The sequence below is a fragment of the Sphingobacterium sp. ML3W genome, from assembly GCF_000747525.1.
Taxonomy (GTDB): Bacteria; Bacteroidota; Bacteroidia; order Sphingobacteriales; family Sphingobacteriaceae; genus Sphingobacterium.
Window position 1 is genome coordinate 1,369,811 of record NZ_CP009278.1, and the last position, 16,100, is coordinate 1,385,910.

Sequence of the window (16,100 nt, forward strand, 5' to 3'; positions counted from 1 at the left end):
ATTGACAACTGTATGTCAGGAGGTAAATGAAGGGAGACATTTATTTACATTCGTGAATCTCCCTTAGAATAGCGTTCCAAATAGCTGAGTTTAATATGCTATCTCTTTCAAATTTAAGGTAATATATAGCCAAAACACTTCGCATATGACAAGAAATGCAGGTGATGAAAAATCATTAAAAATCCTTTCTTATTCGACTTAAAGAGGTATCAGTTATGCCAAGATAGGAGGCGATGTATTTTAGTGCAGCTTGCTTGATTATTTGGGGTTTGTTACTGATTAGATTATGATAACGCTCGGAAGCAGAAAGTGAAACCATATCAATAAAGCGTTTTTTATTAATATGTAAAGCATAGGTCATCCAGGAGCGTCCCCATTCATTAAATGCAGGAATCGTATGATATAACGCTTGAAAAGTATTAAAATCGATTTTCCACAGGGTACAATCTGTTAAACATTGTAGATTTTCAGGCGATGGGAATTGGAGGAAAAGGGAAGTGACTTCGATGACGATATCATGGTCTCCAAAAAAATCTGTTGTAATTTCATTACCATTATAATCATGGATAAAGGAACGTATCAAACCACCTTCTAAGATATAGTATTCATGGGCTTTATCATCTTTACGAAGCAAATATTCATTTTTAGAAAAATGAACAAGTTCATGTCCCATTATAATTTTTTTAAGGTCACTTGGTTTGATATTAAGATTTTCATAATGATGGAGTAAAGCTTTCATAATCGGTTGTTTATCGTGCGTTTCTTGATATGAATTTATGTAAAAAATGGCGAAAATTATTAAAAAAATGAAAAGGATTATTTTAATATCATGACAGATAGGGGATAGGGGGGAGCCGTTGTTTTTTAATTTAAATATTGATTTAGTCATTTTGATGTATAAATGATAAGTAATCTAATGTTTTAATGTTAAATTTTTAATAAAATTTAAAAAACATTATGAATTTAATTATTATTTGTTTTAATTTGTGCCAATAGTTCAACTAAAGGATAGAAACAATAAAAAAATAATAATATGTGTGGTATCATTGGAGCATTTGATTTGAAAGATTCTGTTGAAGTCGTAAGACCTCAAGTTTTAGAAATGTCTAAACGTATACGTCACCGTGGACCAGATTGGTCAGGTATCTATAGCTCAGAACAGGCAATATTGGCGCATGAGCGTTTAGCTATTGTAGATCCAAAATCCGGAAGTCAACCGCTATATAGTCCCGATGGACAGGTTGTGTTGGCGGTAAATGGAGAAATTTACAATCATCAAGAATTGCGTGCCAGTTTGCCCGACTATGATTTTGCGACTGAATCAGATTCTGAGGTTATATTAGCGATGTATTTGCAAAAAGGTCCTCAGTTTATAGAAGAGCTAAACGGAATTTTTGGTTTTGCTTTATACGATGCCCGCGACGGTTCTTTTTTAATAGCTCGCGATCATATGGGCATCATACCGCTTTACTATGGTTCTGAAGAAAAAGGACAGTTTTTTGTGGCATCGGAATTAAAATCGTTGGAAGGATTCTGTACCACGATGGATCAATTTCCTCCAGGACATTATATGTATAGTATCGAGAGTAAGGAACCGAAAAGATGGTATTCAAGGGAATGGGAGTCTTACGATGTGGTCAAAGATGCGGAAACTGATATCGTCAGGCTGCGCGAGTCTTTGGAGGCTGCTGTACACCGTCAATTGATGTCCGATGTACCTTATGGCGTATTGCTATCAGGTGGATTAGATTCGTCTGTTATAGCTGCTATTACAAAGAAGTTTGCTTCAAAACGTATCGAATCTGGCGATGAGGACGAGGCATGGTATCCGCAACTACATTCTTTTGCAGTTGGCTTAAAAGGTGCTCCAGATTTAATTGCAGCCAAAAAAGCAGCTGATCATATTGGTACGATCCATCATGAAGTCAACTTTACGATTCAAGAAGGTCTCGATGCCATCCGTGATGTCATTTACCATTTAGAAACTTATGATGTGACCACGATCAGGGCTTCGACACCGATGTACCTATTGTCTCGCGTCATTAAATCGATGGGAATAAAAATGGTGTTATCTGGAGAAGGTTCTGATGAGTTGTTTGGGGGATATCTATATTTTCATAAGGCACCGAATGCGAAGGAATTTCATGAAGAAACAGTTCGGAAATTAAAGAAGTTGTATTTATATGATTGTCTACGTGCCAACAAATCTTTGGCGGCATGGGGTGTTGAGGGACGAGTACCATTTTTAGATAAGGAATTTATGGATGTAGCCATGACCATGAATCCAACGGATAAAATGATTAAAGATGGGCGTATGGAGAAATGGGTGTTACGTAAAGCTTTTGAGGATTACCTGCCAGAAAGTATCGCTTGGAGACAAAAGGAACAATTTTCTGATGGTGTTGGATACAGTTGGATCGATACCCTCAAAGAACAGGCTGAGCGTAAAGTAAGCGATGTTGCATTTGCAGGTGCAGCAGATAGATTTCCAATCAATACACCTAAAAATAAAGAAGAATTTTTATATCGCAGCATATTTGAGTCTCATTTTCCATCAGAAGCTGCTTCGAGAACGGTACCATCGGTTAAGTCAGTTGCTTGCAGCACCCCAGAAGCATTGCTATGGGATGCTTCCTTCCAAAACTTAAATGATCCATCGGGAAGAGCAGTTGCGGCTGTGCATCTTGATAGTTATGCGAAAAAAGAAGTGTTAATGGATTAAAAGCCGTCAATGTTTCTTTATCCAGTTTCAAATATGCAGCCCTCGAAAAGTCATGTAAAATAAACGCGTGGTTAACTAAAAGAAACAGCGCTAAGGATGTGTCGCACATTTTCTAGGAATAGCGCTGTATTTAGCGAAAAAGGAGTGGAATTCTATAATTCTACTCCTTTTTACTTAAAAGACCAGTGTGGTGAGCGTCAGGAATGGTCTTGTTTCCTTATTCCTTTGGTTACCTTACAAAGATACTTTGATATGATTGGCCTTGATTTTTTCTCCGAAAAATATTTCTGCTTTTGATTCAAAATTTCGAGGATCATCTGTTGTGAAAAACTGTAATGTTCCCTTTTTGGAACTATTGTTCTCAATTACTGAATGTGTTTGCAGGTATGTTTTTAAGCTCTTGGCAACGAGTGGGCCTTGCGAAATGATGCTGATGTGCTTGGGCACGAATTGCGTGATCACAGGTAGCAACAATGGGTAATGGGTACAAGCTAAGATAATCGTATCGATATCGGGCGATTGTTTTAATAATTCCTTGATATCTTTTCCAACGAAATATTTAGCCCCCTCGGTATCGATTTCATTGTTTTCAACTAAGGGAACCCAAAAAGGACAATCGTGCTGAAAAACTTGAATTTCAGGATTGAACTTATTGATTTCAATTTTATAAGACTCTGATTTTACGGTGCCTGTTGTTGCCAAAATACCGACTTGATTGGTTTTTGTAAATTCTTTTACAATTTCTGTTGTAGGGCGTATGACCCCCAATACTCTTTTTCCGGGAGGAAGGTCGTGCTGTTGAATAGAGCGTAGTGCTTTTGCTGAAGCTGTATTGCAGGCTAAGATAACCAGATTGCATCCAAGTTCAAATAACTTAAAAACACATTGTTTAGTAAATTCATATACCGTTTCAAATGAGCGTGTACCGTAGGGTACGCGAGCATTATCGCCTAGGTAGATATAATCGTATTGTGGTAGTTGTTTTTTGATTTCCTTGAATACCGATAAACCACCGTATCCAGAATCAAAAATCCCTATTGGACCAATATGCTGTTTTTCTTGCTCCATAAAAAAAGTGCTATAAGAATTACCTTATAGCACTTTGGTTACTATAAGGTAAACTATATTTGTTTAAGCAAAGATGGTTTTTCTTTGTATATTTTCCATATTAATTCTCCAAATAAAGTGTTTTGCCATGCAAACCATTTACGGGTGAAGTTTTTGGGATCATCTTTATGAAATGATTCGTGCATAAAACCTGTATCTCCATGTGTAGCAATCAGCATTTTAACACAATCTACGATTTCTTGATCATTAATTGATGTAAAAGCACGCATCATGATGGACATTGGCCAAATGAAGTCACGACCGATATGTGGTCCTCCAATACCTTCTCCAGCAGTACCTTTGAAGAAAAAGGGATTGTTGTCTGATAAGATATATTGACGTGTGCGTTGATAGATTGGATCTTCTGCTTTAACAGCATCCAGGTAAGGTAACGAAAGTAAGCTAGGTACATTGGCATCATCCATCATCAAAAATGAACCGAAGCCATCAACTTCAAAAGCATATACTTGACCAAATTGTGGATGGTTTACTATTCCGTATTTTTGAACAGCCGTCTCTACCTCATTAGCTAAAGCTTCCATTTTGGCGGCTAAAGTCGTATTATTTTTTACTTTTCTTAAAATCTCTGCAGATTGTCTTAAACTGACTACGGCAAAAAGGTTAGAAGGAATCAAGAAAGAAAATACAGTAGAATCATCTGAAGGTCTGAAGCTGGAACAAATTAGGCCAACAGGTTTAACAGGGTATCCATATCCATCCACTTGTAGGGTATCCGATCCACGAGGTGTGTCGCGCATAAATTTGTATGGACCTAAATTTTCTTTACGCTGCTGCTCTACAAATGTTTTATAAATTTTTTCTTGTGCTGCTTCCCACTCCTCATTAAAGGGATTATCATCGTTTGTTTCTTTCCAATAGTGATAAGCAAGTCTAATTGGGTAACAAAGAGAATCGATTTCCCATTTGCGCTCATGAATCCCTGGTTTCATGTCCGTATGGTCGCTGAACCATTCTCCTTTTTTTGTTGGATCATTATAGAACGCATTTGCATAAGGGTCGATGTTGATGCACTTGCTTTGTTTATGAATTAAACCCGAAATCAGATTTTTGAGACTTTTATCATCTTTCATAAAAGCCAGGTACGGCCACACTTGAGAACTACTATCTCGTAACCACATGGCGTCTATGTCACCTGTAATTACATAGGTGTAATTACGGCCATTTTCGACGTATGGAAATACAGTCGTATCTAAAGTGTTTGGAAGACAGTTCCCGAAAAGCCATGCCAATTCTTTGTTTGTAGTCGCTTTACCAAATGTTGCAATTGTATTTTCAATAGCTTTACTGGAGAATAGACGCTTACCTAGGGGAGTACGCACCGTGGGGAATGAAGTCTGCATCGTTGCAAAAGATACTTTGCTCGCAAATAATCCAGCACCCAATGCGGCTGAATTTTGAATGAATGTTCTGCGTTTCATTGTTAAATATCAATAAGGTTATTTATTATCATACTGGTTCTATACTAAAGGCAAGGTAATAAAAAAACGTTAAAAGAGAAAGCAAATACGTTTTAGGATGATTATTTTATATTTAGTAATTGTTATAAGTTTAAAAAACCGTTATTTTGTTTTTAGGAATGGATTTTGCTGTTCTTTTTAATGTTTAAAAAAATCTCATGAAAGAAAAAGGGTCATTAAAATATTTAGCAATAGCTGGAGTGATCTCGCTTGGAATGTTGTCTCAAGATGAAGTGCATGCACAAATTAAGAATCAGCCCTATTCCTATCAATTTTCTCAAAAAATGAATGATGTTTTGTATTCGCCAAATACGCGATTACATACCTCTTCTAAACCATTTCTATTTAAGGATGAATTATTGGTAAAGTTCGACTCTATTCAATCGAATCAGCCGGTAGCCTCAGATAATTGGTTTATGCGTAAGCTATTTAATGAACATCTAATCGAAGTGGCGAAAGAAGATTATACTTTTTATGCCGATTTATTGCCCGATATGATCATCGGGAAAGACGGACTAGGGGATAAGCGCAATACTTGGATGAACTCAAGAGGTTTTCAAGCTGGTGTTACGTTAGGCGATAAATTTACATTCTATACGAGTGCAACTGAGAACCAAGCTGTTTTTCCGGAATACCTATCGGAATATATCGATGATAGAAAAGTGATACCGGGTGAGGGAAATACTAAACACCAGTCGAACAATAAGAAAGATTGGATGAATGCTACTGCTAGTATGACTTATGATTTTAGCAAGCATTTTCAGGCAACTGTAGCGTATGATAAGAACTTCATCGGTGACGGTTATCGTTCGATGTTATTATCTGATTTTTCTTCGAACTACACGCATTTGAAATTTACGGGAACAATCGGGAATGTTCAATATACTTCGGTATGGGCCTATATGAACGATCCGACCAATAAAAGAGCGGATGATATGGGAGCAACAGAGCGTTATGGTGATGGAAAGAAATGGGGTGTTTTTCAATACATTGACTACAATGTGACAAACAGATTTTCGGTAGGTTTCTTTCAGTCGATCACTTGGGCTAACCAAGATGCTGCTGGAAAAAGAGGCTTTGATTTCACCTATATCAATCCAGTGATGTTCTTACGCCCTGTGGAGTCAAATAACTCCTCTTCGCCTGATAAGATGTTTTTGGGATTGAATTCTAAATATAAAGTACTTAAAAATGTAACTGCTTATGGACAATTCTTACTAGGAGAATTTACAGCAAAGGAGTTTTTTGCAGGAAAAGGTTATGTGCATAACAAATGGGGAGCACAGTTGGGTGTAAGGGGCTATGATATTTTTGACGTTAAAAACTTAAACTTTTTAGTTGAATATAATACAGCGAGACCTTATACCTATGCGCATTTTGATTCGGGTTCAAATTACAGTAATAATGCTGAGCCATTGGCGCATCCTTTAGGAGCCAACTTTAGAGAAGTGGTCGGTATCGCGAATTATGCTTGGAAAAGATTTGATTTTTCGGCGCAACTCAACTATAATGAAAAAGGCTTGGATTTAGAGGACGGCTCGAATATGGGCGGTGATATTTTTCAATCTTATCGTACTTTTGCAAATAAATATGGTAATCATATTGGGCAAGGACTCAAAAGTCAAGTCGTCTATGCGGATGCAAAAGCAGCTTATGTGTTGAATCCTAAATATAACTTGAGATTTGAACTTGGCTATACGCAACGTTATCAAAAAATTGAATATGAAACTCCAGTTACAAATAAATCTGGTGTGTTTAGTATTGGTCTTCGTTCGAGCTTTAGATCGATGTACAGAGATTTTTAAGGTTTGAAAAATATATAATTGATGAAAAAAATATTAATCCTCAATGGTCCTAATCTCAACTTATTAGGCGTACGCGAAAAGTCGATTTATGGAGCGCAAGATTTTGAAAGCTATTTTTCAACGTTAAAAAGTAAGTATGAATCTGTCGCACTGCATTATTTTCAAAGTAATACAGAAGGATTTATTATTGATAAATTGCATGAAGTAGGTTTTGAATTTGATGGCATTGTACTCAATGCAGGGGCTTACACACATACTTCTGTCGCAATAGCAGATGCCATTGCTGCTATCAATACTCCCGTTGTAGAGGTGCATATTTCTAATGTCCATACTAGGGAAGCTTTTAGGCACCATTCCTATCTTGCAAAAAATTGTGTAGGGGTGATTTGTGGCTTTGGGCTAGATAGCTATCGATTAGGCTTAGAAGCGCTATTAGCACGTTGATATATTGTGAAATAAAAAAACCTCTTGATAACTAAATCAAGAGGTTTTTTTATGCGATTGTCTTTTACTTTTTAAGATGAATATCAAAATATTTGGCTATTTTCTCGTACATATGAATACGATCTTTACCTGAAACATTATGCTCATGGGTAGGGTATAGGAAATAATCAACTTGTTTCCCCGCTTTGATACAAGCTTCTACAAACTCCATGCTGTGCTGCTGCAATACAACCGGATCTTGTGCACCATGGATAATCAAAAGATCGCCCTTCAATTGGTCGGCTTTATTGATAAGCGATGTCAACTGATAACCTTCTGGGTTTTCCTGAGGCATATCCATATAACGTTCTCCATACATGATTTCATAGTATTTCCAATCCATGACCGGACCTCCAGCAACAGCGGCTTTGAAGATGTCGTTGTGATGGATCATAAATGAAGTTGTCATAAATCCCCCAAAGCTCCATCCGAAAATACCCATTTTTTCTTGGTCTACAAATGACTTCGATTTTAGGTATTCAATACCTTTCATCTGATCGGCCATTTCTGCTTGTCCCAATTGGCGATGTGTTGCGGTTGCAAATGCACGCCCCCTTGCATCGGTACCTCTATTGTCCATAGTAAATACGATATAGCCCTGTTGTGCCATATACATATCGAAGTAACCAGCACCACCTAACCATTTATTGGTTACCAGTTGCGAATGAGAACCTCCGTATAGGTAGTACATGACGGGGTACTTTTTAGCAGGGTCGAAATCATTTGGATAAATGATACGTCCTGTTAAGGGAGTAGCACCATCTGCAGAAGTCAATGTCACAAATTCGATTTTAGGCGGATTGACTTTTCCTAAAAATGGATTAGGGGAAGAGATTACTTGATCAACTTTACCTGTCTTTATACCTTTTACTTGTACAATGTTGGGTGTTGTTAGGTTGCTGTATTGATCCAATACATACGTACCATCACTATTTAATTTCGCATTATGCGTCCCTCTATCTTGGGTCAACTGTGTCGTTTTTCCCGTTTTGATATCCAGTTCAAATAGTTGACGGTCTAGACCATCATTGGTAACACCGGTATACGAAATCTTATCTCCCTTTGGTGAAAATTCACCTAATTGCTGTACGATAAGATTTTCATGACCTAGTTTTTTTATCAATTTACCGTCTGTATTATACAGGTACAATTGATTGAACCCTTCTCTATCAGACTGATAAAGAAACTGTTTTGGGTTATTGGGTAAAAATAGAAGATCATTTTGTGGTTCGACCCAAGTGGAAGCCGTTTCTTCGAATAATGTTTTGATAAAACGACCATCTTGAGCACTGTATTGGTTCAGCTTCAGATGATTTTGTTCGCGGTTCAGTACACCAACGTAGATACTTTGTCCAGAGGGATCCCATGTTACTGCTGTTAAAAAATGATCACGTGGTTCACCTATCGCCAGGGTTACTTTTTCAGCTGTCTTTGTGTTATATATTACTAAAGTAACTTCTTCATTTTTCATTCCTGCCATAGGATAACGAATATCTTTGACAGAAGCCACACGTGTATCCCATTGGATCAATGGATACTTGCTCACCATGGTTTCATCTTTGCGATAGTATAGCAACTTGTCATTTTGCGAATTCCACCACATACCTTTTTTTATGCCAAACTCTTGTCTATGTGTATTGTCGCTACCATTGACTATGCCATCGGTGGTGTCTGTTGTTACTGCCGTTAATTTGCCATCAGCAGTTTTTAAGTTGATGTTATTCCCAATTAAGAAGGCAACTTTACTGTAATTAGCAGCATATTCTTGGTTGCTACCTGCTTGGTCAGACTGTAGTGCATGAACGACTTGTTTATTTTTAACATCATAAGCGATGTGATACAAGGATAGTTTTGTGCGCAGTGTAAAATTAATGGTATTGGAGTCTTCCCACTGGTAATCACTTGGGAAAGTTTGCAAATTAATTTGCTCTGTTGGAAGCTTTGCTTTTAAAGCAGATTGTAAATCATCTTTACTTATTATAATTGTTTCGGTACCATTGCCATTGGCGCTTTTTTGCACCAAATTTTGATAGCTCTTGTCTAAATAGCTAAAGTTATTGCTATTTGGAATCCAATTACTGCTAACAAGGGCAGTAGGTGCATATGTACGGGGTCCGAAGACCGTCTCTTCTATGTTCAAGTTGCGCTGGCCGTAAGCCATTGAACTTGCTAATAATAAAAGTAGCGTGAGTTTTTTCATGCTTATAAAAATTTTTAGTGCCTAAAATTATTGTTTTCTTTTGACTATTTATCATATTCCAGATAAAACACAACTTTTTTACAGGGAGTAAGATATTGAATTTCGATTAAAAACAATATTATATATATGTTTTACCTCTATTTATAAACTATCTGCCAAATGATAATTTCTTTTTGTAATATTTAATTTGGTACTTTTGCGAAAGTAAAACGATTAACATGTGTTTAGTCTTTTATCGCTTAATATCCACTTTAATAAGATAACCTACATTGCGTGAACGTATAGAAAAAGTATGGCAAAAGACTCGGTTTTTCATCAATAGCCAACCGTTTCATGAAGGATTAAAAATTACCATTGCTGTCCTAATTCCTGTTCTTATATGTACTTGTTTTGGTCAATTGCATTATGGTGTAACGTTAGGCATAGGTAGTATCATTGCGAGTACACCAGATTTGGTAGGTCCCTACCGAGAACGTCGTAAATCTTTGCTTATCACTGTTGTTGTCGTGTTTTGTATGAGTTTGCTCACTCGTATTCTCCCGTTTTCAGATTTGTTTTTAGGGTTATTTATTACTTTTTTCTCTTTTGCTGCTTGCATGCTAACGGTTTTTGGAATTAGGGCAATGGGGATAGGTGCTTCTTGTTTACTGGCGCTATTCTTTAGTTTGACACTTACGCATGAAAGTAGTCATCCGATTACGGAAGCTTTACTGTTGACAGCTGGTGCAATTTGGTATATGTTGTTTGTATTGTTGGTGCGTTACTTAAGACCTTATCGGGTCAGTCAGCAGGTTTTGGCTGAATGTGCATACCGAATCGGTCTCTTATTAAGGGTTAAAGCTGATTTTTTTGATGCTACTACTGCCATTGCAAAGACACACAAACGTGTTATTCAGGTGAATGTTATCCTTAATCAACGTCAAGAAAATGTACGGGAGCTCTTGTTCTCTGCGGCTACAGAGAAACAATTTGCCAGTGATCAGTATAAGCAACTCACTTTTATTTTCGCTACGTTGATGGAATTATTCGAACGAATAAATGCCTCACATCATGATTATTATCAGATTCGTGAAAAATATGGACATACAAAGGTCTATCAAATGGTTCCGGATCTGTTGGTAAGTTGTGCTCAGGAATTGGAGCTGCTCTCTACCGCTATAAGTTTACTAAAATCACCAAAATATCCGATACAATTTACAGGACAATGGGATAAAGCTTATGAGGAAATTGTTGCATTGGAAAATCAGGAGCAGAGTACGACAATCGTCCTGAAGAAAATTCTCGTCAATATCCGTTATGTAATGCAGAAAATTAGGGAAATACATCGCATACTATCTAAATCGGGAGATGTGGATGATCATTCTAAATTACTGTTACATAAGGAAAGATTTTTTAAACAACGTACGTTTTCTTGGCCAGCTTTACAGGCTCATTTGAATATCAAGTCTCCAATTTTTAGACATTCACTACGTGTCGCTATAGTGATGTTAATCGCATTTGTGATTACAAATGCACTTCCGGTTTATTTTCCGGCTTACCTTGCTTTAACACAGCATAGTTTTTGGATTTATATCACCATTATTGTTATTTTACGACCTGGGTTTAGTTTAAGTAAGCAAAGAAGTATCGATCGACTGAAAGGTTCTTTCTTAGGAGGGATCTTAGGGTTGTTAAGCATCTATTTTATAACTAATGCCTTTATGTTATTGGCTGTGATGTTGGTCTATATGCTGCTGACATTTACTTTTTTGCGCAGTAAGTACTTCTATGGATCATTTTTTCTGACCGCTTTTTTTCTGATTGCGTATTACTTTTTTACGGGAGTAAATGATTTTGGGGTGCTCTTATTAAAAGAACGTTTGATAGATACTGTTATAGGATGTGTGCTTTCTTTTTTAGCTTTTCATCTGATTCTTCCTACGTGGGAGAGCGATTCTGTTCATATTTATTTGAAGAAGGCAATACACGCTAATTTACATTTCTTATCTGTTAGCTTTAGAACGTTTTCTGGTGATGGGATAGACCTTGCAGATTATAAGTTTGCCCGTAAAGAAGTGTACTTAAGTTTAGCAGAATTAAATGCCTTGAATGAAAGAATAGTGAATGAACCGAGTTATCAACGTCCTTTTACTAAAGAATTGAACGACTTTTCGATTTTTACGCATCAATTGATTTCATATGCGATGGCCTTTACCAATATGTTAGACCATAAATCTGGCTTGAGTTTTCAGGATGAACATGAAAGGTTGATGAATAAGATTCTTTCGAAATTAAAGAAATCATATGCATTGTTTGCAACAGATACTTGGGATGGTATGGGGTTGAAGTCTAACCGGTTAAAACCTGATCATGATGATGTAGGTGAGGGTATATTGGTCAGGGAGCAGTTGGAGTTGATGCTGGATCTAGTTGAAAAATTGTATCATACCTCTCTGGATATATCATTATTGTCGAAGCGATAAATTTAGATTTTCTGAAAAATTAAAAATAAAGGTAGCGGGATATTTAGATGGATCAAAAAAAGCTATTTGTTCGGTCTACTTTTCAAGCTACCTTTATTGTGTTTTGTATCGCTATGCGAGTGGATTGATATGATCGGCTACAGGAAATTCTTGTCCGGTATTGCCAATTAGTTTGTTCAACTCAAAGCGTGCATTGTCTGTCATGTCTTTGCCTCCGGCAAGTTTTGCTTTATCCAATAATTCCAATGCTAATTTTTCTTCTTCACGTTGCTCATTGACTAGCCATTGTAGGAAGTTCCAAGTTGCCCAATCACCCTCCTTCATACTCATATTTACGATTTTGTAAATCGATTCGGTATTCTCAATCTCTTGTTGCAAAACCATTTCAAAGCATTCCAAGGTGTTTTTAGGCTCTGGTTCTGGTTTTTTGATTGCATCAATCTTCACCGAGCTTCCCCTTTCTTGTACATACTCGATGATTTTCGCCATGTGTACGCGCTCTTCCTGAGAGTGTTTCATCATAAAGGATTTGACGCCGTCAAGCATGTTGTCGTCAGCCCAACAGGCTAACATTAAATATACTTGTGCTGAATAGGCTTCCAGTGTGATTTGTTCATTTAAAGCTTTACAAAGTGTTTTTGATAATCGATCTGTTTTAATTGCCATTATTGTAAGATTTAGTACCTCAAATTTACCGTGTAAATCCAGGTGAAATGTTAAAGAAATATAACCTCAATAAAGCATGAAAGTTAGAAATTCAGGCTCTTTATCAAGTAACAATTGGATAGTATAAATGTTTTTAGCAATTATTGATTCCCATTGTTTAATAAAATCAATAAATATGATTCGTGTTCTTTTGTCTACAATTTTGAGCAACTTTTAACAGCATTTTTTATCCCTTCAGACTGCTTTATAGAAGCTTTACTTTATTTTAAAATTTTTCCATCAGATTGTTTTGATAGTTCACATTCGATTGGTTTTAATTATCTATCGATTTGTTTATCTCCTTTGCTTTTTAGCGTAAATATCTGCGGAATATTAATCTGAAGAACAGGGAACATATTCTTACTTTAGGAGTCTTAATGTGCTGATATAAAAACATTTTTTCCGCTAACGTTAGAAATACTGAAATAATAGTCTCTATGAAAATTTACTGATCTGTTTTTATTTTTTTGGTATCTTAGCATATAACCTTACTAAATTAAAACCAAATGCTACATAAGACTATTGTAATTCTCTTTTTAATCTTCGCACAATTTTCTGCTTCAGCGCAGGAGTATACCTTGATAAAGGATATATCCTACCGAGAAAAAAATGAAAATGATGCGTATAAAAAAGAGCGATGTAAACTCGATCTTTATCTTCCGCAGGATAAACCCAATTTTGCTACCATTGTGTGGTTTCATGGTGGAGGACTAGAAGGAGGGGAGAAATTCATTCCATTGGAGCTTAAAGAAAAAGGAGTAGCGGTTATCGCTGTTAATTATAGACTAAGTCCGAAAGTACAGGGGCCGGCTTATATTGACGATGCTGCGGCAGCTGTTGCTTGGGCTTTTAATCATATTGCATCTCATGGGGGTGACCCTTCAAAAATCTATGTTTCAGGTCATTCTGCTGGTGGGTATTTGGCATTGATGGTTGGTTTGGATAAAGCATACCTTAAACAGTATAATATAGATGCTAATCGCATTAAGGGACTGGCTCCGGTCAGTGGGCAAACCAATACGCATTATACCATTAAGAAAGAACGAGGACAATCGATGGAAATTCCAATTATCGATCAGTATGCCCCATTGACCTTTGCTAGGAAAGATGCACCACCGATTCTATTGATTACTGGAGATCCAAAGTTGGAATTGCCTGCGAGATATGAAGAGAATGCCCATCTGGCTGCTGTATTAGAAAATTTAAAACACCCTAATATACAATTGTATCAATTGCAAGGTTTTGATCATGGAGGCGTTTATGCGCCTGGCTGTCTGTTAATGCTTAATTGGATTGAAAAGCAATCAAAATAACTAGCTGTAGAAAGAGCTGCGTTGCTGAAATCAAAATTCTTCGGAATCTTCTTGTAATAAATCAAACGATGTTTATATCAGATTGATGTTGCGTTGAACCCGATATCAGTTGGTAAACTTTGTTTTTTTAATATCGAATTCAGAAATATACGGTTTCTAATACTGCTTTGTTGTGTTTTACTGTCCATATGCCGTTTAATTGTTAACTTTATTATATCTATAAATTAAACATAAGCATGACATCCAAAAGAGACATTCTTGACAGACTTAAAGCTGGGGAACAAGTAAGCCTAAGTGATCCTGATTACTATAAAATCTATGCGGTTGTTGATAACACAATCAGGTTATCTCAAAAACTTAATAGTTCAGCAGATACCAATGAATTACGCAATTGCTTGAGTGAAATAATCGGGACAAAAGTAGCCGATAGCACCATTATATTTCCTCCATTTTATACTAATTTTGGACGATTTATCTCGATTGGGGAACATGTTTTTATTAACCATGCCTGTTCCTTCTTAGATATGGGGGGTATAACGATTGAGGACGGAGCATTAATTGGTCCTAAAGTAAATCTCATTACAGAAAACCACCCTTTAAATCCAGCTGACAGAAGCGCTTTAGTTACAAAACCTATCCTCATCAAGCGTAAAGCCTGGATAGGGGCGGGGGCTACAATATTGCCTGGAGTAACAGTTGGGGAAAATTCGGTGGTTGCTGCGGGGGCAGTTGTTTCAAAGGATGTACCAGATAATGTGGTAGTCGGTGGTATACCTGCTAAATTTATAAAAAAGATTACCGAATGATTGCCTTATCCTTATGCAGGAAGACTTTCTCAAGCTGATGAATGCTGGCTGTTTTACTTGCGGATAAATAGTACGTTCATTTTTCTTATTTGCAGATGAACGTACAAGTTTTATGATTTAGTAATCCGACCCTGCAGTTCTAAATTCATTTGGACTGATTCCAACATTTTTTTTAAAAAATCGCGAAAAATGTTGTGGGTATTTGAAGCCTAATTCGTAAGCAATCTCATTGATCGTTTTACTTCGGTCATGTATCTTATTTATTGCTTCAGCTACGATTTTTTTTTGGATATATTCCTGGGCACATTTTCCCGCTTCTTTTTTTATCCGATCTCCAAAATAATTCGCTGATATATTCAGTTTTTCGGCAAAATAGGCAACGGAAGGTATTCCGACTTCGATGAGATCTTCAGATGAGAAATATTGGTTAAGCAAATCATTGAAATTTTTCACCATACCTTGATTCAGACTTTCTTGCGTAATGAATTGACGATCGTAAAAACGTTCACAGTAATTTAGGAACAGTTCAATATTCGAAGTCAGTAATTTTTTACTGTGCTTATCTATTGATTGACTCAATTCATATTCGATTTTAGAAAAGCAGTCGGCAACAGTTTTTGTTTCCCATTCTGATAATTGTATGATCTGATGACAGTCTTTATGGAAAAAGTAGTAAACGCTCAGTTTTTCTGCAAGAGACGTTTCTTTTATTAAGTCGTGGTGGAATACAAGTGCATGTCCTTTACCTTTAATTTCAGCAGTATTATGCTCTATTCCGATAACTTGTCCAGGAGCAATAAACGCTAATTGCCCTTCATGATTGTCAAGAACAGATAGTGCGATACAATATAGATTTAAATGCACAGTACTGTCACGACGTACTATCGCCTTAGACCAGTCTACGATATTGACGAGTGGATGACGAGTTTCAAATTGATTGAAAGTATTGAATGCAGAAACGGTGTTTAGATGAGTGAGTGTTTTCATGTTACTGACATTTACTATTTGATTAATTTTTG

Annotated in this window: 12 protein-coding genes; 6 read left to right on the forward strand and 6 right to left on the reverse strand. The window is 36.6% G+C overall.

The window, feature by feature from the left end; genetic code table 11:
* Positions 1–175: 175 nt before the first annotated feature.
* On the reverse strand, positions 176–739 hold the full coding sequence (locus KO02_RS05920; RefSeq protein WP_038702201.1) for a Crp/Fnr family transcriptional regulator: 564 nt from the start codon (positions 737–739) through the stop codon (positions 176–178).
* A 294-nt stretch (positions 740–1,033) separates the two neighbouring features.
* Between KO02_RS05920 and asnB the strand changes: the two genes are divergently transcribed.
* Positions 1,034–2,722, forward strand: a complete 1,689-nt coding sequence (gene asnB / locus KO02_RS05925) for an asparagine synthase B (protein ID WP_038696668.1) — start codon at positions 1,034–1,036, stop codon at positions 2,720–2,722.
* A 234-nt stretch (positions 2,723–2,956) separates the two neighbouring features.
* On the opposite strand, the gene murI is transcribed toward asnB, so the two are convergent.
* Positions 2,957–3,790, reverse strand: a complete 834-nt coding sequence (murI, locus tag KO02_RS05930; RefSeq protein WP_038696670.1) for a glutamate racemase — start codon at positions 3,788–3,790, stop codon at positions 2,957–2,959.
* A 53-nt stretch (positions 3,791–3,843) separates the two neighbouring features.
* Positions 3,844–5,268 (reverse strand): glycoside hydrolase family 125 protein, encoded by a 1,425-nt coding sequence (locus KO02_RS05935; protein ID WP_038696672.1) that lies wholly within the window; start codon positions 5,266–5,268, stop codon positions 3,844–3,846.
* A gap of 197 nt (positions 5,269–5,465) precedes the next feature.
* On the opposite strand from KO02_RS05935, the gene KO02_RS05940 reads away from it, so the two are divergent.
* Positions 5,466–7,112, forward strand: a complete 1,647-nt coding sequence (locus KO02_RS05940; RefSeq protein ID WP_038696674.1) for a hypothetical protein — start codon at positions 5,466–5,468, stop codon at positions 7,110–7,112.
* A 21-nt stretch (positions 7,113–7,133) separates the two neighbouring features.
* Positions 7,134–7,556 carry a type II 3-dehydroquinate dehydratase gene (aroQ, locus tag KO02_RS05945; protein WP_038696676.1) on the forward strand — a complete coding sequence of 141 codons (423 nt, stop codon included), beginning with the start codon at positions 7,134–7,136 and terminating at the stop codon, positions 7,554–7,556.
* A 64-nt stretch (positions 7,557–7,620) separates the two neighbouring features.
* On the opposite strand, the gene KO02_RS05950 is transcribed toward aroQ, so the two are convergent.
* A complete protein-coding gene (locus KO02_RS05950; RefSeq protein WP_038696678.1) occupies positions 7,621–9,795 on the reverse strand; it encodes a S9 family peptidase in 2,175 nt (724 codons plus the stop codon).
* A gap of 269 nt (positions 9,796–10,064) precedes the next feature.
* On the opposite strand from KO02_RS05950, the gene KO02_RS05955 reads away from it, so the two are divergent.
* Positions 10,065–12,257, forward strand: a complete 2,193-nt coding sequence (locus KO02_RS05955; RefSeq protein ID WP_038696681.1) for an FUSC family membrane protein — start codon at positions 10,065–10,067, stop codon at positions 12,255–12,257.
* Positions 12,258–12,368: 111 nt separating this feature from the next.
* On the opposite strand, the gene KO02_RS05960 is transcribed toward KO02_RS05955, so the two are convergent.
* On the reverse strand, positions 12,369–12,923 hold the full coding sequence (locus KO02_RS05960; protein ID WP_235212356.1) for a ferritin: 555 nt from the start codon (positions 12,921–12,923) through the stop codon (positions 12,369–12,371).
* 545 nt (positions 12,924–13,468) lie between these two features.
* Between KO02_RS05960 and KO02_RS05965 the strand changes: the two genes are divergently transcribed.
* Both KO02_RS05965 and KO02_RS05970 read left to right on the forward strand, forming a co-directional pair.
* Positions 13,469–14,275 carry an alpha/beta hydrolase gene (locus KO02_RS05965; protein ID WP_038696683.1) on the forward strand — a complete coding sequence of 269 codons (807 nt, stop codon included), beginning with the start codon at positions 13,469–13,471 and terminating at the stop codon, positions 14,273–14,275.
* Positions 14,276–14,511: 236 nt separating this feature from the next.
* The gene (locus tag KO02_RS05970; protein ID WP_038696685.1) at positions 14,512–15,081 is read left to right on the forward strand and encodes a DapH/DapD/GlmU-related protein; all 570 of its coding nucleotides are present in this window, start codon (positions 14,512–14,514) and stop codon (positions 15,079–15,081) included.
* A 117-nt stretch (positions 15,082–15,198) separates the two neighbouring features.
* Here KO02_RS05970 and KO02_RS05975 read toward each other — a convergent pair whose 3' ends face one another.
* Positions 15,199–16,068 (reverse strand): helix-turn-helix domain-containing protein, encoded by an 870-nt coding sequence (locus tag KO02_RS05975; RefSeq protein WP_038702206.1) that lies wholly within the window; start codon positions 16,066–16,068, stop codon positions 15,199–15,201.
* Between the last annotated feature and the right edge of the window lie 32 nt (positions 16,069–16,100).